We start from the raw sequence: 25,496 nt of genomic DNA, 5'->3' as shown, positions 1-25,496 counted from the left end.
ACCACTTTTGTATGGAACGCCGTGCTGCACTCAGTGCAGTTCAGGAACTGCGAGGCTGGGATGATTTGATGTAACAATCCTGTCATCTATCCAGCCGAGTGGCAGCCCAACGTAACTGCGGATACTCTTACCCAAACCGCGACCATCTTCAACTCCAGGCGCGAATCCAAACCCTAGTTCTCTTGCCCTCGGGGAGTCCAATGCTGAATCAAGCCCGTCAGTCGGAGGTGGACCGAATTCACGTCGGCCCAGTTCCCTTCGATGTATCGAACATCACAATTGCTTCAGAACGCCTGATACACGCGGGGCTGCAGTCCAAAGCTCTTCCGGTCCGTCTCGCAAACGCGTATTGCGTAGCCGCAGCAAGTAATGATCCGGATTATTTGCGAGTCCTCAGAGGACCCGGCTTGAATCTTCCCGATGGAACGCCGGTTGTGTGGTCCATGCGAACGACTCGCCAGCGGCAACTGAAACCCAGTAGAGTGCGTGGGCCTTCCCTCTTTCTGCGAGTATTGAACGACGGCCAGGACCACGGGCTCCGCCACTACTTCCTCGGAACTACGACTGAAACTCTCGATTCACTCAAGTCCGAGGCATTGAAACGCTATCCACAGTTGCAAATCGTGGGCGCACAAGCCCCACCATTTGGCCCAGTGGACGATCAGTTCATTCGGACTGCCGCGAAAGAAATCTTGGACACCCAGCCGCACATCGTGTGGGTGGCATTAGGATCGCCCAAGCAAGATTTTGCAACAGCACGCCTCGCGCCTCTTGTCGAGCGCCCCTGCATCGGAGTCGGAGCAGCGTTCGACTTCCTGGCGGGTACCGCTCCGGAGGCGCCCATGTGGATGCAAAAGGGCGGACTGGAGTGGGTATTTCGACTGGTCACTGAGCCACGGCGACTGTGGCGCCGTTACCTCTTCGGCAATGCTACCTTCATACGAATCGCGGTCGAACACGCATTGGGGGTCAATCGAGGTGCGTAAGCTCTACCACGCATCCAAGCTCGCCTACCTGAGATGGCGCGCCGTCCGTGCAAATGTGAGCCACGGAAACCGCCTCCACGTCGGTCCGGGTTCGGTCGTCTGGGCTCCCAATAACCTTCAAATCGGGAACAACGTCTACATCGGAAAGAACGTCACCATCGAAGTAGACGGTGAGATCGGCGATGAAACGCTGTTCGCCAACTCGGTCGGGGTGATCGGAAAGACCGACCACGACCACCGCCAGATTGGCACCCCAGTTCGATCCGCTCGATGGGTTGCCGAGCATCCGGAACTCTCACATCCTGTACGCATCGGCTCCGACTGCTGGATTGGCTACGGCGCCGTCGTCTACTCGGGTCTCACCATCGGCGACAGCTGCGTGGTGGCCGCCGGATCCGTTGTGACTCGAGACGTACCCCCGAACTCGATTGTTGCTGGGGTACCCGCGCGAGTGATATCCCAGCGATTCTCCGACGAGGAGTTCGATGCACACTGGGCCGCGCTTGCACTGAAAGGCCTCCGCCGCCAAAGCGCACACAGGACGTCCGACGGGACTCCGCAGTGACCGCACATCGCGTCGCCATCATCCATCCTTGGTTCCCGCAATACCGAGCCCGATTTTTCGAGCTGGCGCAAGCAATGCTTGCTGGCAGGGGTATTCAACTGCATGTATTCCACGGGCAGACCCCGCCGGAGTGGGAACAACGCAACGATTCGTTCTCATCGAAGGTGGCCACCGAGCTCCCTACGCGGTTCTTCCGGGTAGGCGATCGTATCGTTAGCAGGAAGTCGCTCGCTCAGGTGCGGGAACGAGGACCGTACGATCTGCTCGTCTTGGAGCAGGCTGTTCGGAACCTTGAGACATACGAGATTCTGGCGCACCGAAAGCTGTACAAGAAGCTCGCCTACTGGGGACACGGCAGAACATACACAGAGTCGCGGTCGTCCCTAGAGGAGCGCTTCAAGACTGAGCTGACAAAAAAGTCTCACTGGTTCTTCGGATACACCGAACAGGGCACGAAACACATGATCGACAGCGGATATCCGGCGTCGGAAACAACAGTTGTGCGAAACTCGATCGATACTTCAGAACTTAACGCATCACTGGCCGCCATCACCGACTCGGATGTCCAGCAGTTTCGCACCCGGCATAACCTTAACGGACCAACCGCGCTCTATCTAGGTGGCGTAGACAAATCAAAGCGGACAACTTTCCTGATCGAGAGTGCCCGTCACGTCCGTGACTCGGTTCCGAACTTTGATCTCCTGGTGGTTGGATCAGGAACCGACCTAGAGCGCATTCGAACCGAGTGCAAAGACGACAACTGGATAAAGTTTCTCGGCCCTCAATTTGGCCACCAAAAGGCCCTCGCCATGGCGACAGCATCCCTGCTCATGATCCCTGGACGGGTTGGCCTAGTAGCAGTGGACAGTCTGGTCGCTGGCCGACCGATCTTCACCGTAGACTGGCCACTACACGCCCCCGAGTTCGAATACCTCCGAGACGGCAGAACTTGTAGCGTGTCTCGGAACACTGTTTCCAGCTACGCAGAATCAATTGTGGACGCATTACGCAACGAAGCTGCGCTAGCGGACATGCAGACGGCGTGCCGAGCGGAGGCCCCGACATATTCGATCGAAGCAATGGCAAGCAACTTTACAAATGGGGTCCTAGGTGCAACAGGATTGAGTGGCCAAGCACCCAATTGAACACCAAACACCGGTCGTAATTCTTAGCCAGCCGCCAGTCACATGCGGGCCTTCACCCAACCAGCACCATCACGGCTGCGCGTACCACCTATCCAACAGGATGGGAAGGCGAGAAGCAGACCAACGCGTGCAGGCTGCTCTTCTGTGGTCCCCGCCAAGTCGAGCCGCCGCGACCGCGAATGCGTGGGCCAACTCACCTTCGCGGAGTTCATTCTCCACAACGACACTTCCAGCGCCACTCGATAACTTCACGACGTCTCCCGCGTTCGAAACCGAGCTGACAACCGACGGCACGCCACAAGCGGCAGCCTCGCCAACCACCCAAGGGGCGCCCTCCCTACTCGATGGGAGCAGAAGGACCGATGCAGAAGCCAGAAGCTCAAGCGTCTCCGCGCGCGACTTCCGCCCGACAAAGTCAACTCGCTCCTCGAGTCCTAGCTCGCGCACCCTAGCTTGAAGGGAGGCAAGCAATGGACCATCGCCTATCATCAGGAGCCTGTACTCACGCAAGCATTCATATTTGAGCGCCTCCACACAAATCCAGGGACGCTTACGCTCGATCAGATTTCCCGCAAATACGAGGCTGTTGTCTCCGCGACGTACCTCCGCGACTGGTTCGACCACAATGTTCGGCTCCAGTACGGCATCCGAGGCGTGTGAGCCGAAGAATTCCATCGAGCGCGTGTTTTGTGCGATACACAACCCAATATGGCGAACGTTTATGCGCGCCAGAAACACGGGTATCTTTGCCAGGAAACGCTCCGTCCAACGAACCTGACCGCCCCTACCGACGATGGGACCCTGCGCGACAGCTAACGGACCCCAAAGCGTTCGCGCCCCGAGCCCGCTGACAACACTTGGCAGCGTTGCCGAAGCGAACGTGCATTGATGTGCAACATCAATGTGATAATTCCGAACGATCCTGCGGGCCATCCACCTCGCGCGAGGAACCCAGAGCATGTAACTCAGCCGCGTTCGACGATTGCCAATTCTCCGAAGGAAGATCTTCGGAATCGAGACCGGGTGAAGCGTCAGGTTCTCGGCAGACACCTTCTCTGTACGCAAAGCCTCGACAACGCCCATGCGATCTCGCTCATCAATGATCACGTGGAGGTGCGTCCCCTCCAACTTGAGAGCAGCCGCCAGGAAAGCCCAACCGACTCCACCCTCGCTTCCGTGTCCTGGCTGCGTTGCAAACGAGACCATTAGTACTTTTCGGCGCAGAGCCGGTTCATTGCTTAAGTGTTTCACGATGCCCCACCTCCTCGGACGATTGATGAGCACCTCGTGCAGAGCACGCACTGAAGACGGACAGTAGGATGAACCATGCGAAACCGTTGGTTGCAAAGCCGGCGCTCCCGACCGCATTTACGACAACCACGGCGAGAAGCGAGATTGCGCAAACGGATTCAAGCGACATCGGCGAGCTCCGTGACAAGAGCGCAATTATCGAAACCACAATCAGCCCGCCGTACAGAAGCGCGCCCACGACTCCCACTTCGACGAGAATTTGCATCAGCGCATTGTGAGCATTCGTGCCACGGACGAGAGTCAAGAACTGGCCAGCTGTAGACCCCGGTGCATACAGCGCGCCGAAGCCCCAACCCGTGAAGGGTCGCTCACCCCAGTAGTTCAACGACAGATCCCAAATCGTTGTCCGGCCGGTGAGGCTGGAGATTGAAGCTCGGTCACCCCGCACGAACCAGGTCGTGAATGCCGAGGTAATTGACGGGAATGCCACGAGCACAACGACAAAGAGAAATCCCCCGATGGAAATTATCCGCATGAAGAGCATCCTTGCCCTAGACACGATCACCACGGCAGCAATCCCTCCGAGGGCAGCAAATATAGACGAGCGGCTGACCGACGCGTCAATTCCGAAAAGACCGGCAGCAAGCAAAGCAATACCAAGCGCTGTGAGAACCCCCTTTCGTATTTCCGTAAGTCCAATCCAGAATACCGAAAAGCCGTATGCGACGAGCGCCGCTGCCATCAGGCCGACCACATTTGGCTGCACCCCACCACTCAATTGACTCACACCTGACGGTGTCACACTGTCCGGACCGAACGCCGACGCTGAGACGATTTGAATCAAGGCCGCCAAGACCACTCCGAACGGAAGGGCGCGCTGAATGTCCTCGGGCAAACTCAAGATTATGAATGCCGGCACGACGTAAAGCGCAAGAACCAAGATCTGTGTCGGTGGCGCCCCATTTGTAGACAAGATTGCGAACGCATAACCGGAGAACAGGACCAAGAGACCCGCCAGGGCCGCGCGCACCGAAACTCGCGTCGACGCTCTTTCGAAGACTGCTCGTGCACCAGTCATATTCGCGTAGATCGAAACTGCAGCGAGGGCGCCCAACAATGCCAATCGGATGGATATCGGCTTCAGAAAGCTCAGCGGCCCACTTGTTCCTTGCGAGGCCGCGAGACACAACAATGTGAACAGCCCAACTGCCGTGGCGCTTAGCAGCGAAAGCCGGCCGGCCTTAAACGTCTTCTGGATCGGAGTCCGAGTGGCCTGAGGAATCATCGAATACCGTCCCCTTCTTGGTTGAGTGGGGAATGCCCGCGTAGCTTCTTGGTCACCGATCGGCCACGAAAGAGACCGCTCGACTTCAAAGTCAATGTGGCTAGCAACAAGGTTAAGCAGAACACGTACATCCCCGCCGGTAGCGAGAGAACGACAAACCTTCGCCCGTCCTCGCTCGGGAGCCGACCAAGTCCATGAACCAGTGTTGCCAAGAGTGCTCCTGATGAAGCTAGCCTGCAGTACAGAATTCGCACGCTCGCACGTGCGGCCTTCAGGTACGTTGAAAGAATTGAAGCGAATGCGACCAACGGAAATTGGAGACCAACGGCAAACACTACCCAACGCGGTAGACTCTGATCGCCAATTATTAGCTGTGAAATGAACGGGGTCAGCAGAACTGCACTCGCCACTACTGTTGCTGTAAGCAGCGCTGTTCGAATACCTAGACCGATGGAGTCGCGTGGCCCACTGGCATCAAGACGGAGATGGCGCAGTCGATGCAATGCATATGCGGATATCATTATCCCCAATGGGGAAAACGTTGTGAGCGCTGCTCTGTAATATCCGGCGAGCCGCTCATCGACCGTGTGGAGAGCGGCAGCAAACGTTATCTGCCAAAAAATCTGATAGACAATCGATTCGAGCAATGAACCCCACGACCGCCCTGCGGCTGCTGTCGCGAACCCGCGCCAAGTGTCGTCCGACGAGAAGGGTAGTATCGCGATACCAAGCATTGCCATGCCCCCGAGGCACCCCAACGCCCATATGAAAATTACTTGCCCATATTCGTTGGCCAGGCAGCCGCCAGCTACGGTTACAGTCAGCCATGAAAGATCCGCCATGAGCACGATCTTGATCTTTCCTTCACTGATAACCAAATAACGCAGTACATCGAAAACAATTACCGTGACGCATGCCGGTATCCATAAGGCATATTCGCCTCCGAAACCGACGAATGCCATGACCGACAGCACCAGCGCCATGCTGGCGGCGATGGTCGCGGAAGCAGCGATGGCAAAACGCCTGCCCACCCGCAGCCCCGCGGCGACTATCGGCTCGGTGAGTCCAGCTCGTTGCAGGCCAAGTAAAGCGATATAGACCGTAAACGCTAGATTGAATTGCGCGAGGCCTTCTACACCAGCCACCCGCGCGACCAGCAGTGTAATTGAAAAGTTGATCGCCGCGCACACGGCTTGGTCGACTGCCTGCAGGCTGAAGCCACCGAAGCGGACCAAGACTTTTGCGAGAAATGTAGGCTTCGCATGGCCATTGCACGTCGATGTCGTGCTTGGAGTTGGTTGCTGTAGTCCTATGATCTGCCCAACCCCCGGTACACCCACCCCGCACCCCGCCACACTGCGGGGTCGAGACAGTTGCGACCGTCGATGATGCTCTTGACTCGGACAACACTGTCCAGCATCGCGGGTTGCAATTCTTTGAACTCTTTCCACTCCGTGAGCACCAGCACCGCATCGGCGCCCTCGCAGGCCTCGAGTGTGCTGGTGGAGTAGTTCAGGGTGGGAAAGAGTGCCCGTGAATTGTCCATGGCCTTGGGGTCGTACACGCTTACCGTGGCGCCCTGCAGCTGAATTTGGCCGGCCACGTTCAGGGCCGGGGAGTCGCGCACGTCGTCGGAGTCGGGCTTGAACGCGCAGCCCAGCACGGCCACCCGCGCCCCGAGGAGGGAACCGCAGGCCTGGCGGGCCAGCTCCACCATGCGGGTGCGTCGTCGCATGTTGATGTTGTCCACCTCGCGCAGGAAGGTCAGGGCCTGATCGGCCCCCAACTCCCCCGCCCGCGCCATGAACGCGCGAATGTCCTTGGGCAGACAGCCACCACCGAAGCCGATGCCGGCGTTGAGGAACTTGCGACCGATGCGCTCGTCGTGGCCGATGGCGTCGGCCAGCACGGTCACATCGGCACCCGCGGCCTCGCACACCTCGGCGATGGCGTTGATGAACGAGATCTTGGTGGCCAGGAAGGCATTGGCCGAGGCCTTGACCAGCTCAGCCGTGGCCAGGTCGGTGACCAGGAACGGGATCTGCTCGTCGAGCAGCTGCGCGTACACCTCACGCGCGAGTTCCTCGGCGCGGCCCGGACGGTCGCGGTCCACGCCGAGCACCAGTCGATCCGGGTGCAGGGTGTCCTTGACGGCGAAGCCTTCGCGCAGGAACTCCGGGTTCCACGCCACCTCCACGCCGTCGCCGGCGGGCGCGAGCTCGCGCGCCAGGGCACCCAGTCGCTCGGCGGTGCCCACCGGCACCGTCGACTTGCCGAAGATCACCGCGGGGCGGGTCAGCAGAGGCGCCAGGGTGGTGATCACCGCGTCGACGTACTTGAGGTCGGCGGCGAACTCGCCCTTCTTCTGCGGGGTACCCACACCGAGAAAGTGCACGTCGGCGAACTCGGCGGCCTCGGCGTAGGAGGAGGTGAAGCGCAGGCGCCCGGCGGCGATGTTGCGCTGGAGCACCTCCTCGAGGCCCGGTTCCCAGAAGGGCACCTCACCCGACTCGAGCTTGGCCAGCTTGGCGGGATCGACGTCCACGCCCAGCACCTCGTGCCCCAACTCGGCCATGCAGGCAGCGTGGGTGGCACCGAGATAGCCGGTTCCGAAGACTGTTATCCGCATGTGATCACCACCCGTCGTCGAGTCGATTGGCCATGAGAGGACCTCATGCGGCGTAAGGGTACGGGTAACAGACCCCACGTTCGAGTCGAGCAATCGCACCACATTTGGTGCTTTGTCGAACAAGTAAATCGAGCGCGCATTCGATCCGCCTCTATCAGGGAAAACACCCCGAGCCAGTGTGGAACTCCGTCGGGGACTGCCCGGAGAGTGACATATCCAACGCCGAGCAACCAGGCTGTGAGGTGACGAATGATCGAACATTCCACGAGCAGTCGTCGTCCCGCTCTATTCCGGAAACTCGGAGTTCACATGCGCGACATGAATTTCTCACGTGTGAGGCCGAAATACGCACCCGTCGCCGCCGTGGTGGCCATGCCCACCGCCACCACGCTCACCAGACCACCACCGCCACCGACCATCTCCACCGCGGACGCACCGAGCAGACCCGCAACCACTGCGGCGAGCAGGCCGCCGAGGCAGTAGGCGGTGGTGAGCACCCACCGCAGGCCGGTGATCCGGGACGTCACCATCTGGGTGTAGGGGTAGAGCGAGATGACAGGGATCGCGATGGCCAGCGCACCGCCGGTCACACCCACCGCGTGCGGGAGATACGCGCTCTGCCCCGCGGTGAGGATCAGCAACACCACGCTCTGCACCGCCACCACGCTCGGGTGACCCATCGCCACCGCGAACACCACACTCGCCTGGAACAGCGCATAGACGTAGATGGCAACGGCCATCACCGCCACCGCCGGCGCGTACACCGTGTACTCGGGCCCCAACCACAACCCGAAGAGCTCGCCGCCCGCCACCAGCAGCGGCGCAACCACAAGGGTGGTGAACCCGGCCAGCACGATCATCGAGTTCGCGTTCTTCCTGGCGATCAGGCCGCCACCGGACATCGCCGACAGCCGTGAGACCTCGGGAAGACTCGGCCCGGTGATCCACCCGAACGCCGCGCGCGCGCTCGCGAACACCCGCGTCAACGCCGAGAACGCGGCGGCCTGGGCGTAACCGACGATCGCGCCGACGGAATACAGGGGGAGCTGAATGGCCAGCAGCGTGGCGAACCCGGAGACGAAGGTGGGAAAGCCGAACCGGTAGAGCGAGCGGAAGATGTGCGCCGTGTTGCGTGGGATCACCAGCGAGGTGGGGAGGAACCCGTTGGCTCGGCAGTAAGCCCACGCGCCCACCGCCAGGATGATCAGCGCGCCGAGGTCCGACAGGGCCACCACCACGATCCCGCCCGAGAAGGCCAGCGCATAGAGCAGCATCGCCGCCCGCAGCACCAACCCGGCGATCGACAGCACCCGCTCCACGTGGAAGATCCCGTAGCTCTGGGTCACCGATAGGTAGAACCGAGCCATGAAGCTCGCTCCCAGAGCCGCGGTGGCCACCGCGATCAGAATCCACAGCGAGTCCAAACCGGCATCGAAGAATGCGAAGTACATCGACAGCCCGGCGGCCAACCCCGCCGAGAACACCGCGGCGATGCACGCGAACGCCCAGAACGCGTAGCGCTTGGCCACTTCCTCGTCCTCGAGCCGGCCCTCGCTGCGCATACGCGCGAACTGGCTGACCACGGCTGTACCGAACCCCAGATCGGCCTGGCCGAGCAGCGCCACGGTGCCGAAGCAGATCGCCCACACCCCGTACGGACTCGCACCGCCCACCTTCACCGCGAGCGCGATCAGGGCCAGGTTTCCGATCAGCGTTACCGGCCCCACCGCGATGTTCCATCGAATCGAGGTGGCCACCGAGGGCGGTTCGGCCCGGGCGTGCTTGCTCACCGCGCCGCTCACGTGCGCGCAGAACTGCGTGCGGTGCCCGCACGGGGAACGACCCCCAACGACGGGGCGCTGATGTACCCCACCATGAGAGCGAGAACGAAGACCACCGACAGCCACGCCTGCAACGCAATGAACATGCCGGAGAACAACACCACCAGCGCGGCCAGCGACTCGGGGGAGACGGCCGCGACGTTTGCTCGAATCACCAAGCCCCACAACACCACATACGCGATCAGGCCCACGGCACCGAACTTGAGCAGCATGAGCACGCACTCGCTGTCGACGGTGTTGGCGGCATCGAGTTTGCCGAACAGGGTGGACCGGAAGACGATGACGCCGGTGCGCACACTGCCGAACCCGCCACCGAGTGGATCGTGCGCCAACACCGGCAGGATCTGCCGATACAGCTCGGCGCGATACTGCGCCGACGCGGTGTCGGGGTCGAGCGACGAGATGGCCGTGATCCCGGACGGTCGCCTGGTGAACGGATTGCCCGCCGCGATGAGCAGCACGAGGAAGGCCGAGATCCCTGCAATCCATCCCAACGCCACCCGTATTCCCGGCGTCGCGTCCAGTCGCGTGGTCAGGTAGAGGATCAGTACCGCGATGAGCACCGGCGGCAGTCCGCGCGAGCCCGTCACGAACATTCCACCGACCAGCGCCGCAATGGTCAGCACCCGCAGATCCGCCCGCGCGATGGTGCGCCGATCGAGCGCCAGCGGCACGCACAGCCCGGCGAACAGCGCGAGGATCAGCGGCTGCGGGAACAACCCGCGCGCCCGGAAATGGCCACTGCGCGGCGGCGCGGTGTAGAAGTGGCCGACGTTCAACGCGAAGCTGTTGCTCACGTATTCGTACGCCCCCATCGCACATGCGACGAGCACGATCACCACCAGGGTTCGACGCGCCACCACGAGCAGCTCGGGATGCCCGGCCAGCCGGACGCCCAGGATGAACACCACAGGCATCGCGATCACCAGCAGCGTGATGTCGTACAGGTAGTTGGCGTTGCCCCAGCCGCGCACGGCACCCACCAGCACCAGCGCGCCCAACAGCAGCAGGTAGCCGCCGGGCAGCCGCAGCGACCCGCGCCCCGGGATCACCCGCACGGCCGCGGCCGCCACCACCGCCAGGGCCAGCGGCCCCACTCCCACGGAGTCGAGCACCGGGAACAGCAGCCCGCCCGCGACCACCACCCGCACCGCAACACGCTGGATCTGCGTCGACGGATCTGCCGTGGACGCGCCGCTGCGCCTGGTTGTCACACTCATCGCGTCCCCACCAGGGTTCGGGTGATCTCCGATGCGCGCTCGACGAACGACTCCACGCTGAACCTGTCCAACTCCGCGCGACAAGCCGGAGCGGGCGGCCGTGCGAGGATCCGGTCGACGGTGATCCGCCCGGCGGCCACATCGGCCCAGTCCACACACTGCGCCGCAACCGCGGGCGGCAGCCCGTGCCGTGAGTTCTCGGTGGTCAGGACGGGCAGACCGTGTGTGAGGGCTTCGACCACCTTGACCTTCATCCCGCCGCCGAGCGAGACGGGCGAGAGCGCAATGGTCACCGTGTCGTAGAACTGCTCGACGGCATCGAGCGCACCGAGGTTGTCGATGCCGTCCACCGGCGGCAGCGATGCCGCACCGAACCCGGCCACCACCACCGCGCCGCCGAGACCGCGTAGCACCGGCAGCCAGGTGCGCGCCAGCACCTCGTACGCGTCACGGTTGGGCGGGTAGTCGAAGTTGGCGAGCATCCCGAAGGTCAGCGGCCCGTTGGACGCCGGCGCCGACCGGAACTCGGCGCGAGCGGCCACCGGGTTGGGTAGCCACTGCGCGCGACCGCCGAGGATCTGCGCGTCGTGATAGGACGCGGTGGTCACCGCATCGGCACACCGCGCCTGCACCTTCTCCCGGTGGCGCCACAGCGCGGACTGCGCCGCCGACGTCAGGCGCGGAACACCGCGACGAATGCGCCCCGCCGTCGCGGCGTACTCACTCCACAGGTCGGGGAAGTCGATCCACGTCCGTTCGGCGTGGGTCAGTGCCCACCGGTGACCGGCCGAGAACAAACTCACCGCCACCGGTGCGTCACCGATGCGGCCGAGTTCTCGGGTGGTGCTCGACTGCAGCGGCACAGGCAGCATCGCCCGTTTGATCGCATGCAGGCGCGACTCGTGCGTCACCGAGGAGATGGTGTTCTCGTCCAACCCGATTCCGGTGACCGTCAGGTGCGCGCTGTGCTGCTTGATCACATCGATCAGTTCCTGCACACGCCGCCCACCCCCGTCGGCTCGGCTCAGGGAGGACTTCCAGCACAGCACCGCCACCGCGGCGTCGCTACCGGGTGTACTCATATGTCCCCCGCACCCGTCGTGCCGCCGACCCGACCCGCTGCGCCCGCGTGGCCAACGCGTCCGGGAGGGTCAGCATCTCGCGCAGGGCTCGTGCGCGAGCTCGTTGCCGCTCGCGGAAGGTCCGGCTCGGGCTCGCGTAACCCACCGCCACCCGCGCCGCGTTCTCCACCACCCACAGCAGGTAGGCGACGGTGCGACCGTGCATCCGCAGAGTCCAGCCGAGATTGCGCACCGCGAGGTGGGTGTCGAGGTGGCCACCCGGCGCCTGGTAGGCCACCGCGGCGGGCGCACACACCACCGACCACCCGGCAGCGGTCATCGCCAACCCCATCTCGACGTCCTCGAAGTAGAGGAAGAACGCCTCGGCGTAGCCCCCGACCGCGGCGAACGCCTCCGGGCGGATCAGGGTGGCGGACCCGTCCACCCACTGGCACCCGCGCGCGACGGACACCTCTGTGCTCGAGGGCCTCTCGTGCACCGGAAGGTTGCGTAGCCGCGACAGTCCACCGCCGAACGACCACACCTGATCGGTGCGATCGGAGCGCCACAGGCCGGGCCCGACGATCCCGATCGCCGGGTCCGATGCCATCACCTGGGCCAACTGCGCCAGACAGGTGTCGGCGAACTCCAGCTCGTGGGTGGCCACGAAGATCAGATCCACGGCGTCACCGAGACACTGCACACCCCGATTGACCGCGGCGCCGAATCCGATGTTCGGCAGCCGGATCACCGTGACCGTGGGGAACTGCGCCTCGATCGCATCCATCTCACCGTCTGCGGACCCGTTGTCGCAGATGATGATTCGGGATCCGGGAATGCCCGCCGCGACCTGCAGGCGCTCGACCAGTACGCGAAGCTCGGGCGCGCGGTGGTAGTGCACGATCACCGCGCCGATGTCCGGCGCGGTCATGGCCGCACACCCGTGCCGGCTCGAGACTCGCTGATGGCCGAGGCGAGAAGCTTGTCGTACTCGGCGCACACACCGTCCCAGGTGTAGTGCGCCTGCGCCCGCTCCCGCGCGTCCGTGATCAGCTTCCCGCGCACCGAAGGATCGCCGAGCACGGACAGCACGTTCGCGGCGATGGCCTGCGGATCCGGCGCTGTGAACACCCCGTGCTCACCGAGTACCTCCCGGTTGTAGACGGTGTCGCGCGCGACGATCGGCGCTCCGCACGCCATCGCCTGCACCAGTGCAGGATTGGTACCGCCGACGCTGTGGCCGTGGAAGTAGGCACCCGCGTTCTGCCACAGGGAGAACAGGAACCCGTCGTCCTTCACGTGCCCCAGCCATGTCACCCGACTGTTGGTGGCCGCCAACGTGGCCAGGCGTTGCTCGAACGGACCGCCGAACCCCGACGATCCGACCACCACCACCTCGTGCGTTCGGGAGATGGTCTCTGCCGCCACGAGGAACTCCTCGACGGTGTTCTCCGGGACGAGCCTCGCCACCATCAGGGCATAGGTGCCGGTGTCGTGGAGCGCGGTGGGCAGCGTGCCCACCGCAGTTCCGCCGTAGGGGATGAAGGTTCCCGTGGCACCGAACTCCGCGGCCCAGAAATTCCCGATCGCTTCGGCGTCGAACACCAGGTGGTCGGCGTACCTGGCCGTGAGCGCGGCACCGCGCCGGAACATCGCCTTGGCCACCGCGCCCCACTTCCGCCTCTGCCATTCGATGCCGTCGACGTTGACCACCGTGGGTATCCCGCGCGCCCGTAGGGCCGGTAGGAAGAACCCGTTCGCGACGTTCATCACCAGCGCTACATCGGGCCGGCGGTATGCCGAATGCACGGAGCTGGTGAGCCCGTAGGAGAGAGTGCTGAGCTTCTGCGAGTTCACCCCGCGGGTGGTGATCGAGCGAACGCGCTGGTCACGGCCATGATCATCGACCTCGACGGCGCCGGGACGGCCGTAGACCTGCACGGTCCACCCCTGATCGGCCAGATACGGCGCAAGCCGACGGACAAGAGTCTCGAAACCGCCGTAGTAGCTGGGGTAACCGCGCGTACCGATAATCGAAACTGTGCGAGACATATCCCCCCTGACCGCAAAGTGTCGCGCCTATCACAGAGGACAGTAACGCCGATCAGCGTCGTATCGCTTGTTGAATTCCAGCCGACTTCGAGCCCCGCGGCACTGGATTGTCATGTATCCCAAGCGGTGGCAGTCATCATCGAAATCGCGGGAATTGGGATGTGAGTTATCACCAAATCAATTTCGTTCTCTATCCGCACATGTCCGCACCGCAGACACAATGTCGGCGCGATATCGATCAGGGTGGAACCGAGTGCGTGCGGACTGACGGGCCCGCTCGGCGAGCGCCTCCGCGAGCTCGGGGTGCTCGATCAACCGGCGCAACGCGGCGGCCAGCTCGGCAGGATCACCGGCCGGGACCACAAGACCCGTGCTCTCGTGCCCGACTATCTCCACCAGACCCTGGACATCGGAGACCACCACCGGCACACCCGCCAGCTGGGCTTCGACCGCCACGTTGCCGAACGGCTCCTCCCGCGACGGCACCACCGCGATCGAACTGGTCCGCAGCACGGGACCAACCGGGTCCACGTAGCCCAGGAACTGCACCGCGCCCGCCAGGTCGTCCCGCGCCGCGCGAGCGCGCAACTGATCCTCGAACCACTCGTACCCCTCGAACGTCGAACCGGCCAGGCGCACCCGCACGTCACGGCCCTCGGCACGCAGGGCTCCCACGGCGTCGAGCAACACGTCGGCGCCCTTGCGGGGAGAGAGCCGACCGACCAGCAGCACCTCGGAAGGCCCGCCAGCTCGCGCTGCGGCCGGGCCCCCCACCGGTTCCGGTACGCCGTTGTAGATCAGCTCGGTGCGGGGCGCCAAGGTGCGGTGATGAGACAGGATCGCCCGTGACGACGCCGCGCTGTTGGTGATGATCCGGCGGCTCAGGAACAGCGGCAACGCGAGCACGTACGCCACCGCCCGAACCGAGGTGTCCACCGCCTCGTGCACGTGGGTCACCGAGGGCACCCGCGCCAGGACAGCGGCCACCGACCACACCGGAATGGTGAGTGTGTTGACGTAGACCACCTCGGGCCCTATCCGTCGCAGCAACCGCAGCCCCACCACGATGGCCACCACTGCCTCGACCGCGTAACGGACGATGCCCACGGGCGTCAGAATCGCCTTGCGCAGGGCCGGGAACCGTGCGAACCGCACCTGCGCGCCGGCCTCGAGTGCCAACGGCACCAGCGGACCGTCGTACGGGAGAACAAGGTGCACAACATATTTCGCTTCCGCCAGTGCACGGATACTCTCGAGCAGCTGCAGATCCGAACCGTACACATCGGGTGTGGGGTGCGCGATCACCACCGACGTCGTCACTGATCCGCCGTCCGGGTACGGAGCAGTTTCGCGGGCACGCCGCCGTAGATCGAGTTCGCCCGGTAGCGGCCGGCAACCAGAACCGACCCGGCGGCCACCACACACCCATCCTCGACCACCGCACCGTCGAGCACGGTCACCTTGGCCCCGATCCAGCAACCCGCACCGATCTCGATGCCCTGCCGCGTGACGCCCTGATCCCGGATCGGCACATCCAGTCGCTCGATCACGTGGTTCTCCGAGTGGAAGGACACGAAGTTACCGACGATCGTGTTGTCACCGATGGTGATCCCGCCCGCGGCCCCATAGAAGGTGTCGGTTCCCAGACCGACGTTCTCGCCCACGCTCATCCCCACACCCACGTGTGTGAGGGAGCCTGTGCACTCGATCCGCGAGAACTTGCCGAGCGTGGAATTGCGCCCGAGCCGCACCCCATCGGTCGACGTGGCATCGACGTACGAGGACTCGTCGAACGTCACCCCCGGGGCCAGCCGAATACGGGACTTGTTGCGGAACCGACAACCCTTCCCCACCGACGGCGCCGGGCCCCGGCCGACGAAGCGCACCATGCCGCGGGCCTTCATGGCTGCGCGCCGCACACCGAGGTTGAGCAGGAACGCCCCGCCCAGGTTCGGATCGATCGTGTAGTCCCTACCCTTGACCCTGCTCGCGATGCGCGAGAGAACCGCGTCGATCATCAGGCCCCCCAGCCGGTTCGGTTACCGTCTCAACCGCGTCGACTCCGCGCCAACGCCGCGAACCCCTCGTACATCCGTGCGCCCAGATCCCGCTGGGCCGCCGCGTTGAAGTGCAGATCGTGCGCGTTGACCATGCCCACCGGAGAATCGACGAGCACGACGCCAGGGTGGCGACGCGGTGTATCACAGTGCACGGCATCGATGTTCACGTGATCGGGATGGCCCGAGGCGATCTGCTCCGGCACCATACGGCCCATGACGAACGGGCGCATCCCGTAGCGGTCGCGCAGCCGCAGAATCAGGTCGTCGAACTGGTTGCGGTACTCGTCGGCATCGAGCAGGGGCGCGTCGGATTCACCCTGATGCCACAGGAAGGCCGCCACCTCGGCCGCCTCATCGCCCCGATCGGCGCTCCGGGCGGACACCGCGCGGCAGGCGCGATCGATCTGCACGACGGCATTGGCGAAGAGGTTGGTGCGCGTGGTTGTGTCCGCCGGGTTCCAGGTGAAGCCGTTCTTGGGGTAGAAGGACGAATCGCCGCGCGCGCACGGAACCAGCAGCACCGGGCGCCCGGTGTCGGCGGCCAGATGCTTGGCGAAGGTGAGCGCGAACCCCACTCCCTTGCCGGGGATCTGGTGCATCAGCGGCTCGGTGGCCAGCACGATGCGTCCGCGCCGGCGCCCGTACGCCGCCCACTGGTGCACCATCGGATGCGGCGCGTCGAGGCCCTCCGGATCGATGGGGAACCCGTTGCCCTGCGCATTGGACTGCCCCAACACCGGCACCACCAGGTACCGGCCCTCGGGATGCGGCACGGCAGGCGCCGACGTGATGAGCCGCTTGATGGTGTTCTTGGTTCGCATCTTCACCTGGAAGGCACGAGAGGCGTCGCCGTGTAGTCGACGATCCTCCGCACGATCACGTCCCCGCGGCGTGGTGATCATCTCGACCCGAGTTCTCCTACGTCGTGCGTAACCATCGCGGCCACGATGTCCTCGAAGGTCATCGACGGGCTCCAGCCGAGCACCTCGCGCGCCTTGCTCGCATCCCCCACCATCACTGCCGAATCAGCGGGCCGCGCCAGGTCCGGGTCGGACTTCACCAGCGACGACCAGTCGTCGATACCCACCGCGGCGAACGCGGCAGTCACGAAGTCGCCGATCGAATGCGCCTGCCCGGTGGCCACCACGAAGTCGTCGCCCTTGCCGTACTGCGCCATGGCGAGCAGCGCCTGCACGAAGTCCGGCGCCCACCCCCAGTCGCGTTGGATGGCCAGGTTGCCCAACGACAGCGAATCCTGCTGCCCTGCAGCGATGGCGGCGACCGCCTTGGTGATCTTCCGGGTGACGAAGGTATCGGGCCGACGCGGGGACTCGTGGTTGTAGAGGATCGCGTTGATCCCCTCGAGACCCTTGGAGCGGTACACCTGAACGAGGTTGTGCGAGAGCGTCTTCGACGCGCCGTACGGCGAGGTGGGCACCATACGCGTGCGCTCGGTCTGCGGCGATTCACCGGACCCGGCGAAGATCTCCGCCGACGACGCGTTGACGAACACCACCCGATTGCCGGTGGCCTCCTGATGGGCCAGCGCCGCGTTCAACAGGCCGGCCGCCGACACCCCGTTGACCCGGGTGGTCTGCACAGGGTCCTGCCACGAGCGCCACACCGAGGAGATACCGGCGAGATGGAAGATGTAGTCCGGGGCGATCATTCGCACCACTCCGTTGGCCACGCGGGCCTCGGAGATGTCCTGCGAATGCATACGCACACCGGCCAGGTGCGATAGCAGAGGGTGCGAGGCACCGCCCGGTCGGGTGATGCCGTGTACCGACCAACCCAGCGACACCAGCAGTTCGGCGAGATACGTCCCGTCCTGCCCCCCGACTCCGGTGATCATCGCCACCGGCTTGTGGGCCGGCGCGTCGCCAGAGTTCACATCAATACGCCCCGTCACTCCTCAGCACTGCCTTCACGGTCTTGAACACGATCAGCATATCCCCGGTCATGGACCAGTTCTCCACGTAGGACAAATCGAGACGCACCGTCTCCTCCCACGACAGGTCGGAGCGGCCACTCACCTGCCACAGGCCGGTGACACCGGGCTTGACCAGCAGGCGCCGACGCACGTCGCCGTCGTAGGTCTCGACCTCGCGGCGCAGCGGCGGACGCGGGCCCACCACCGACATCTCGCGCTTGAGAACGTTGATGAACTGCGGCAACTCGTCGATGGAGAGCCGACGCATGATCTTGCCGATGGGGGTCACCCGCGGGTCGTCGCGCATCTTGAACAGCACACCGCCCTCGCTCTCGTTCTGCTCGATGAGCGTGGCGATCTGCTTGTCGGCGTCCTGGACCATGCTGCGGAACTTGATCATCTGGAACGGCTTGCCGTCCAGGCCCATGCGCTCGGACTTGTAGAAGACCGGCCCCTTGCTGGTGAGCTTGATGATGATGGCCACCACCAGGAAGACCGGCGAGACGAACACCAGCGCCGCGGCAGCGAAGACCATGTCGAAGAACGTCTTCGAGAAGCGGGTTGCACCGTTGTACTGCGGCTTCTCCACGTGAATCAGGGGCAGACCGGCCACCGGACGCATGTGCAGACGCGGGCCGGCCACGTCGACCACGCCGGGCGCGACCACGAGGTCGACGTCCTTCTTCTCGAGGTCCCACACCAGCCGGCGGATGCCCTGGTGACCGATGTGATCGGTGGCGGTGACGGCCACCATGTCAGCACCCGACGCCTCGATCGCGGCCACCACGTCGTGCTCGTTGCCGTAGACCGGGATGTCGAAACCGTCGACGGTCAGCGCGCCCTCGGAGATGTTGCGCACGCTCTCGGCCTGGTACTCGGGCAGGCACACCCCCACCACCGCGTAGCCCGATGCGGGCTCACGGGCGAAGGAGCGGGCCATCGACACCGCGGACGTACGGCTGCCCACAATCACCACCGCCGTCTGGTACTTGCCCCTGTGCCGACTGCGCGCGAGCTTCTGGCGCCACATCCACCGACCGAGCAGCAATCCGAGCAGACCCACCGGCAGGGCGATGGCGAGGTAACCGCGTGCAATGTCGAGCTTGAACAGCAGCGAGACGATGGCGACGATGCCGAACAGACGCAGGGAAGCGGAGATGACCCGGCGGTACTCCTCGGCGCCGGCGGAGAGAACGTGCGGCGAGCGGGTGCGGTAGACGGCCATCATCACCACCCAGGCCGCGGCTAGTGCCACCGACAGGGACGAGTAGTTGATGGCGGTGTAGTCGACGACCTCTGCGCTGGAGCCGAACCGAACGAAGTGAGCGATGGCAATGGACGCGACGATGATCAGCGAGTCGGTGATGCGCAGGCCCACCACGTAGCCGTGCTCCCAGTCACGCCGCGAGCTCGTGGCGCGCGAGCGACCGGAACCGGTGGACGCTGCTGCAGACGATTCGATCGTAGCCATCGACAATCCTCGTTCTGTTCTCGCTCGACGGTGTCGACACCGGTGTCTCGGAGCCAACCCTAAAGAAGGCGAAGACCGGTGTCCTGTCGACTGCCGTGTCTTCCATCACACGAATGAACAGAACGGGAGCCGAAAACTGTTCCATCTGCTCGGATCGTACGAAACATCCGTCGTCGTCGGCGGCGGAATCGTTACCCGATCACGAACCAATGTGATGTCGATAACTAAACGAACAATAAGCGGAAACTCGACGGACGATCAGGGCACGACCGGCGGCATGGACCCTTCCACTAGGAACACCACACGATTGGCGACATCCATTCCCTGGTACACGAAGCGCTGGTAGAAGCGGCACAGCAGTGCCACGTCGACCGCACTGGTGACATCGGGCACCCGCCCGTCCACCGAGACGTACGCAATCGCGTTGTTGTGCAACAGATCCACTCGGTTCACCAGCTGCTCGAGGTCCCGGATCGGATCCAGGTCGGTGGACTCGAGCGCCCGCTGCAACTTGACCGCCACCGTGTGGGTGAGCTGGGCGAGCTCGGTGAAGGACGAGACCAACCCGTCCGGAAGAATGGATTCGGGATGGCGACGCCGTACCGATTCGGCGATATGCACCGCGAGCCCGCCCATTCGTGCCAGATCACCGGACATCCGCACCGCCGAGAACACTCGTCGCAAATCGACGGCCACCGGTGACTGCAGCGCCAGCAGCGTGACGGCATGATCCTCGGCCTTCGCGCCGAGCGCCTCGATGTACTCCGCCCGCGAGATCACGTCCTCCGCGCGATCGAGCGCGGGGCCGAGCAGACCCGCGGACGCACCGTCGATGGCCTCACCGGCCTCGCGCGCGAGGTCGCACAGATAGTGGGTGAGCTCGTCGAGCTGTTCCCCGTACGCGGTTCTCATGTGCTGGTCTCCAAAGAAGTCTGTCGGTCGGCGACAAACCTAACACTCACCCTGTTTTGATGACAGTCAGAACCGGATCGCTCGCCATCGGCATCCCCAACAGGCCCGCGACCTCATCCGCCGGAACCGGCTTGGAGTACAGGTAACCCTGCGCCAACCAGCACCCGTTGCGCCGGGCCAGGGCGGCCTGCTCCCAGGTCTCGATGCCCTCGATGGCCAACGTGCGGTCGGTGTCGCGGGCGAGAGCAACCAGTGCACGCACCATCGAATCACCCGCCGAGGTACCCAGACGACGCGCAATCGCCGCGTCGATCTTGAAGCCGTCCACCGGCAGCTCGAGCAGCCGCTGCAGCGACGAGTACCCGATGCCGATGTCGTCGAGCTGCACTCCGAAGCCGTCGGCGCGCAGATCGTCGACGAAATCGGCAATTCGCGCAGTGTCGACGTGGGCCGCGGTCTCGGTGAGCTCGAACCTCACCGACTGCGGACGCACACCGGCCGCGAAGACGATCTCGGTGAGCTGCCGGCGACGGTCCCCGTGGCCGAGGTGACGGGCCGAGAGGTTGGAGTTGAGCACCAGCCCCGGGTACATGCGATGCCAGGTGCGCAGGTGGATCAGGGACTGCTCGAGGATGCTGTGATCGACATCGAGCACCAGATCGGAATCGACGCAGTCGGCGAGGAACTCACCGGGAGAGTCGATGCGGCCCGAGGAGTGTCGACGACGAGCGAGAGCCTCGAGGGCCACCACGCGCCCGCTGCGCATGTCCATGATCGGCTGGAACCAGGGCACTATCTCGCCTGCGTCGAGCGCCTCGGCCAACTCCGCGGCCGCGCGCCGCGCGCCACCGATGGTGCTGCTGCGGACGGTCTCGAGCTGGTCCTCGACGATGGTGGCGAACCCGAGCAGCGTCTCGCGCGTGTAGGCGTCGATGGTGCGCGGCTCGACATCGAGCACGCACAGGGTTCCCACCACCACCCCTTCCCGACCGCGCAGCGGTACGCCGAGGTAGCTGGCCACGCCCACGCTGGTCATGTGCGCGGCGGTCTCGAACTCCTCCGGCGAGAGCGTGACGTCGATCCGGGACGAATCGGAGATGCCGATCACCAGATTGGACCCCATGACGAAGTGACAGTTCGACGCCATCCGGGGATGAACGAACTCGAACCTGTCGCTGAACCCGGCGCGAGCGAGTGTGTACATCGAGTCCGCGTCGAGGATGTTGATCATCGCGAACCGGAAGCCCAGGGTCGATGCCGCCAGGTTCACCACGGCGTCGAGCGTGGGGTAGTTCTGAGAGAAATCTACGTAGTGACGTGCGGATTCGGACTGGCGCTGACGACGTGATCGGTACATCCAGGCCCTCCTCCGCGGTGTCATGGGAGCGACCACGGATGAGGCCGTCCTCATCAGTCTTCGGTACTACTCCACCCCTGTATGGGTTGGAGGGCCGAAAAAGTTACAGCGGTCCCGATTCGGCGATCAGGAACGGGGCGGCGACCTTTTTGTATCGCGGAATGCCTAACTCACCGAGGGGTCGGGGTCATGCTCGCGATCATGGCGACTGCAGCCACCGCAGCACCGGCCCGGCCGGCGGAGCGAGCGAGGCGACCGCGCGGCGCCGACCCGTCGACGGCGGTGAGATCGGCACGTCCGCGGTCCGGCCCGGCCAGGCGAGTACCGGCGAAGGCGTAGGCCATCCGGACGGCGGTGGCCATCGAGTCGAACCCGTAGTCGACCGCGATCTGCGCGGTACGCGAACGGACCGTCGCGGCGTACTCGGCGTCGGTGAAGAAGCGCGTCACGGCCGTCGCGGCCTCGGCCGGAGTGCGGCCGGCCTGCGGGTAGTCCAACGACTGCATGCTCGGGATCGTGCGGCTGATGACCGGGCACCCCATGTCCGCAGCCTCGAGGGTCGACAGCGGCGCACCCTCCCACGCAGCGGAGTGCAGGTAGAGATCCGCCGAACACAGCACTGCGCGGGTGTCCTCGGGGCTGAGCCACCCGGTGATGGTCACGCCGGCGTCCTCGAGGTGCTCGCGGCCCTCGGTGCCCTCCCCGATCCAGACGAACTCGTAGTTCTCCGACCCGACACGACGGCACACGTCGGCGAAGAACCGCGGATCCTTCTGCGGCGCGATCCGGCCGATCATCACCACGCGGGGGCGCGCACCGGCAGCGGCCGGGGTGCGCTCGGCCGGCGCCATCGGCATCGCGGCGTTGGGCACCTCCCGGCTGGGCATCGACGGGCGCAGGCGGTGGCCGATCTGCAGCTCGCGCGGGCTCACGGCCATCAGCATCTGCTCGCGCTGGGCCAGCAGCCGCTCGACGGTCCAGTACGCGGCGCGCTTGTAGAGCGGGTGATCGGCCTCGATGGCGTAGCAGTGCGGGGAGTAGACGATGCGCGTGTGGCGCGGCAGGAAGGCGCGCAGCACCCCGGCGTAGCTCGAGTGCAGGTGAACGATGTCGTAATCGCCGTCCATCACGAAGCGGCGAGCGGCGGTGAAGAACGAGCCCATGTCGCCGTCGTAGGTGTTCATGTGGGCGGACGCGGGAACGTCGAGGGTCTCGTGCCCCTCACGAGTGCGAACGAACAGCGTGTGCTCGTGCTCGGGCGCGCCGGCAACGTAGTTGACGATGGCGCTGCGCAGCCCACCACCGAAGGCTTCGGAGATGTGCACGATCTTCATGGCGTACTTCCTTCGGACGGCCACCGGGTCCGACCCCTGTGACTGGACTGCCTCGGTGACTGGACTGCGACGGATGCGCTGCTCTGCACCCGTCCATTGAAACTTCCCAACACACATTCCGCTCGAATTGTTTCGTCTCATTTCAGAGAACATTGTGCGGAGTTCCGGTGTCATCTGCATCGCTGACAGTCGAACGATCGTTACCTCGCAGTAGGTATAGCAGAGAAACCAACGATTCAGGAAGCCTTCGGGTCTGTTGTGCGACTACAAGTCGGTCCAACCAGCCGAAACAGACCGATCGTCAACCTTAAGGATCGGTAAAGAAATCATTTCACGACGAACGGAAGTGCTGGACAATTACCTGACTGAACAGACCGATAGGAATGAATCATGGTGATTTATCACACCTCAATCCGGTGATTCCCCGGGTGTTCGCCACAGCAACACGGCAACACAGCGATGCGGCGGCACAGCGTGCGAGTATTGGCGTCAACCACGAGTGAGGAGAACCGCGTGAGCGCGCCCGATCCCCAGACCCCCGCCCAGAGCCCTGCCGCCGCCGACTACGTCCGGCCGCCGCGGATCGAGACCGACCAGATCCCCACCAACGCCCGCGAGCAGATCGGCGAGCGCCTGTTCAACTTCATCATCACGTTCATCCCGTCCCACTGGGTTCGCCAGACCTGGCTGCGCGCGTTCGGCATGAAGATCGGCACCGGCACCTCGATCATGATGGGCACCCGCGTGCTGGGCATGCAGATGCTGAGCGTGGGCGACAACTGCTCGATCGGATCTCGATGCCTGCTCGACGGGCGCGGCGGACTGACCATCTCCGACGACGTGGTGATCGCCTCCGACGTGCAGATCGTGGCCGGGCATCACGTGGTGGACTCCGACGACTTCGGCCGCTACCTCGCCCACATCACCATCGGCCACCACGCCTGGATCGCCAGCCGCGCCACCGTGCTCGCGGGCGTCGACATCGCGCCCGGCGCCGTGGTGGCCGCCTGCTCGCTGGTGCGCACGGATGTGGCACCCATGGCCATCGTGGGCGGCGTGCCCGCCAAGCCGCTCGGGGTGCGCAAGTCCACCCTCGAGTACCACCCGACCTTTCGGCCCCTGCTCTACTGAGCCATCGGACCCGGGGGTGCCGGGCAGCTCGGAGTGCTACTTCCCGCAGTTGCTGGGCGCCGGAGTGGCTCCGGTGAACCGCTCGCCGATCCACTGGACGGACGCATTGCCGTCGATATCGCCGTGGCCCTTGTCGGGCTGGAAGGTCGAGAGGACGACCCCGCCCGACTTGCATGCCTTGGCGATCGCATTACGCGTCCACGCAGGGTCGATGAAGGTGTCTGCGCCCGCGTAGTACACCGTCATCGGTGCCGACAGCTTCTTCTGCGGCAGGGCCCAGCCCTGCAGGATCTTGCGCAACTTGTCCGCGGCCTGTTTCGAGGCCGGGGTGAGCATGCCCGCGTCGGTGGCCTTCAGTGCCGCGGCACGCGTACTGGCCAGGGGGCCCGCGCACACCGCCAACGCATCCCAGTTGTCCTTGACCTCCCCGCGCCGGTAGTCGTCGAGCGCGAGGTCCGGGTACAGCACCGCAATACGGTTGAGCATCCAGATGTACGCCGCCTGCTGATCGGTGGTCAACGTGCCCGCCACTGCCTTGTCCACCAGTCCGGACATGTCCGCCGCCGGCACCAGCGCCACCGTGCCGACCAACGACAGCTCCGGCGCGTAGGTGGCAGCCTGCTCGTTGGCCGCCCACGTGGCACCGCCGCCCTGGGAGCCACCGAATGCGCCCCACCGGTTCCCCACGGCCGAGCTGACCTTGCGCAACGCGCGCACCGAGTCGATCACGTTGAGCCCAGCGGTCTTCGCATCGAGGTACGGATGTACCCCCGGCCCACCGAGACCCTGGTAGTCGGTGAACGCCACCGCGAAACCGATCTTCAGATACGAGGCGACGAGCACCGCCGACCCCGCCAGATCGGGCGTGCCGGTGGGCGAGCAGTCGGCCAGGATGCCCGAGGTACCGTGCGCGATCGCCATCACCGGCCAACCCCCCGGTGGGGCCTGACCGGCCGGGACGAAGACAGCGCCCGTGACCTCGGTGGCGGACCCGTCGATCCCCGAGGTGGAGCGATAGGTCACCTTCACCGCGCGAGCACTGAGCGTGCGCACACTCGCATCGACGCTGGGGAACGTGGTTGCCGAGACCAGCGACCCCGGCCCGGTTCCCGACATGTCCACACCCGGCACCGGCCCCGGTTCCGACACCGCGTCACCGGTGGTCTTCCTCGAGCATCCCACCAGCAGGGCAGTCACCGCAGCCATCGCCGCCACGGCGGCGATCGCACGCCGTCGTCCGATACTCGACACCATCACACCCCC

General features: G+C 64.5%; 22 protein-coding genes. 4 read left to right on the top strand and 18 right to left on the bottom strand.

What is annotated here, in order from left to right; genetic code table 11:
• Positions 1-200 precede the first annotated feature (200 nt).
• The 3 genes from ACY48E_RS03200 to ACY48E_RS03190 are packed head-to-tail and all read left to right on the top strand — an operon-like array spanning position 201 to position 2,696.
• Positions 201-986, top strand: a complete 786-nt coding sequence (locus tag ACY48E_RS03200; RefSeq protein ID WP_462870651.1) for a WecB/TagA/CpsF family glycosyltransferase — start codon at positions 201-203, stop codon at positions 984-986.
• The gene (locus ACY48E_RS03195) at positions 979-1,551 is read left to right on the top strand and encodes an acyltransferase (protein WP_462870650.1); all 573 of its coding nucleotides are present in this window, start codon (positions 979-981) and stop codon (positions 1,549-1,551) included. The genes ACY48E_RS03200 and ACY48E_RS03195 overlap by 8 nt, the downstream gene beginning before the upstream one ends.
• Positions 1,548-2,696: a glycosyltransferase family 4 protein gene (locus tag ACY48E_RS03190; RefSeq protein WP_462870649.1), complete on the top strand. Its 1,149-nt coding sequence runs from the start codon at positions 1,548-1,550 to the stop codon at positions 2,694-2,696. Before ACY48E_RS03195 ends, ACY48E_RS03190 begins: the two co-directional genes overlap by 4 nt.
• Positions 2,697-2,765: 69 nt before the next feature.
• On the opposite strand, the gene ACY48E_RS03185 is transcribed toward ACY48E_RS03190, so the two are convergent.
• The 17 genes from ACY48E_RS03185 to ACY48E_RS03105 all read right to left on the bottom strand — a co-directional run bounded on the left by ACY48E_RS03185 (position 2,766) and on the right by ACY48E_RS03105 (position 23,102).
• Positions 2,766-3,371, bottom strand: coding sequence for a glycosyltransferase (locus tag ACY48E_RS03185; RefSeq protein ID WP_462870890.1), 606 nt, complete (start codon positions 3,369-3,371; stop codon positions 2,766-2,768).
• Between the two features lie 556 nt (positions 3,372-3,927).
• Positions 3,928-5,232, bottom strand: coding sequence for an O-antigen ligase family protein (locus ACY48E_RS03180; RefSeq protein WP_462870648.1), 1,305 nt, complete (start codon positions 5,230-5,232; stop codon positions 3,928-3,930).
• Positions 5,229-6,572 carry an MATE family efflux transporter gene (locus tag ACY48E_RS03175; protein WP_462870647.1) on the bottom strand — a complete coding sequence of 448 codons (1,344 nt, stop codon included), beginning with the start codon at positions 6,570-6,572 and terminating at the stop codon, positions 5,229-5,231. Before ACY48E_RS03175 ends, ACY48E_RS03180 begins: the two co-directional genes overlap by 4 nt.
• A complete protein-coding gene (locus ACY48E_RS03170) occupies positions 6,542-7,861 on the bottom strand; it encodes a UDP-glucose dehydrogenase family protein (protein WP_462870646.1) in 1,320 nt (439 codons plus the stop codon). The genes ACY48E_RS03175 and ACY48E_RS03170 overlap by 31 nt, the downstream gene beginning before the upstream one ends.
• Positions 7,862-8,166: 305 nt before the next feature.
• Positions 8,167-9,651, bottom strand: a complete 1,485-nt coding sequence (locus tag ACY48E_RS03165; RefSeq protein ID WP_462870645.1) for a lipopolysaccharide biosynthesis protein — start codon at positions 9,649-9,651, stop codon at positions 8,167-8,169.
• An 8-nt stretch (positions 9,652-9,659) separates the two neighbouring features.
• Positions 9,660-10,922: a hypothetical protein gene (locus ACY48E_RS03160; protein ID WP_462870644.1), complete on the bottom strand. Its 1,263-nt coding sequence runs from the start codon at positions 10,920-10,922 to the stop codon at positions 9,660-9,662.
• The gene (locus tag ACY48E_RS03155; RefSeq protein ID WP_462870643.1) at positions 10,919-12,004 is read right to left on the bottom strand and encodes a glycosyltransferase; all 1,086 of its coding nucleotides are present in this window, start codon (positions 12,002-12,004) and stop codon (positions 10,919-10,921) included. Before ACY48E_RS03155 ends, ACY48E_RS03160 begins: the two co-directional genes overlap by 4 nt.
• Complete coding sequence (locus ACY48E_RS03150) at positions 11,988-12,914, bottom strand: glycosyltransferase (protein WP_462870642.1); 927 nt, start codon at positions 12,912-12,914, stop codon at positions 11,988-11,990. The genes ACY48E_RS03155 and ACY48E_RS03150 overlap by 17 nt, the downstream gene beginning before the upstream one ends.
• Positions 12,911-14,035: a glycosyltransferase gene (locus ACY48E_RS03145; protein ID WP_462870641.1), complete on the bottom strand. Its 1,125-nt coding sequence runs from the start codon at positions 14,033-14,035 to the stop codon at positions 12,911-12,913. The genes ACY48E_RS03150 and ACY48E_RS03145 overlap by 4 nt, the downstream gene beginning before the upstream one ends.
• A 177-nt stretch (positions 14,036-14,212) precedes the next feature.
• Positions 14,213-15,355 carry a glycosyltransferase family 4 protein gene (locus ACY48E_RS03140; protein WP_462870640.1) on the bottom strand — a complete coding sequence of 381 codons (1,143 nt, stop codon included), beginning with the start codon at positions 15,353-15,355 and terminating at the stop codon, positions 14,213-14,215.
• Complete coding sequence (locus ACY48E_RS03135) at positions 15,352-16,053, bottom strand: acyltransferase (protein WP_462870639.1); 702 nt, start codon at positions 16,051-16,053, stop codon at positions 15,352-15,354. Before ACY48E_RS03135 ends, ACY48E_RS03140 begins: the two co-directional genes overlap by 4 nt.
• Before the next feature lie 29 nt (positions 16,054-16,082).
• On the bottom strand, positions 16,083-16,997 hold the full coding sequence (locus ACY48E_RS03130) for a sialate O-acetylesterase (protein ID WP_462870638.1): 915 nt from the start codon (positions 16,995-16,997) through the stop codon (positions 16,083-16,085).
• Entirely contained in the window at positions 16,994-17,989 is a 996-nt protein-coding gene (locus ACY48E_RS03125) for a GDP-mannose 4,6-dehydratase (protein WP_462870637.1), read from the bottom strand. Before ACY48E_RS03125 ends, ACY48E_RS03130 begins: the two co-directional genes overlap by 4 nt.
• A 1-nt stretch (position 17,990) precedes the next feature.
• Entirely contained in the window at positions 17,991-19,499 is a 1,509-nt protein-coding gene (locus ACY48E_RS03120) for a sugar transferase (RefSeq protein ID WP_462870636.1), read from the bottom strand.
• 258 nt (positions 19,500-19,757) lie between these two features.
• The gene (locus ACY48E_RS03115; protein WP_462870635.1) at positions 19,758-20,411 is read right to left on the bottom strand and encodes a phosphate signaling complex PhoU family protein; all 654 of its coding nucleotides are present in this window, start codon (positions 20,409-20,411) and stop codon (positions 19,758-19,760) included.
• A gap of 46 nt (positions 20,412-20,457) precedes the next feature.
• On the bottom strand, positions 20,458-21,768 hold the full coding sequence (locus ACY48E_RS03110) for a sensor domain-containing phosphodiesterase (RefSeq protein ID WP_462870634.1): 1,311 nt from the start codon (positions 21,766-21,768) through the stop codon (positions 20,458-20,460).
• A gap of 170 nt (positions 21,769-21,938) precedes the next feature.
• Entirely contained in the window at positions 21,939-23,102 is a 1,164-nt protein-coding gene (locus ACY48E_RS03105) for a glycosyltransferase (protein WP_462870633.1), read from the bottom strand.
• Between the two features lie 513 nt (positions 23,103-23,615).
• Here ACY48E_RS03105 and ACY48E_RS03100 point away from each other — a divergent pair.
• Entirely contained in the window at positions 23,616-24,233 is a 618-nt protein-coding gene (locus tag ACY48E_RS03100; RefSeq protein ID WP_462870632.1) for an acyltransferase, read from the top strand.
• A 36-nt stretch (positions 24,234-24,269) separates the two neighbouring features.
• On the opposite strand, the gene ACY48E_RS03095 is transcribed toward ACY48E_RS03100, so the two are convergent.
• Positions 24,270-25,487, bottom strand: a complete 1,218-nt coding sequence (locus tag ACY48E_RS03095; protein ID WP_462870631.1) for a lipase family protein — start codon at positions 25,485-25,487, stop codon at positions 24,270-24,272.
• Between the last annotated feature and the right edge of the window lie 9 nt (positions 25,488-25,496).

The organism is Rhodococcus sp. AZ1, from assembly GCF_054979605.1.
This window is presented reverse-complemented; position numbering and strand designations above follow the sequence as displayed.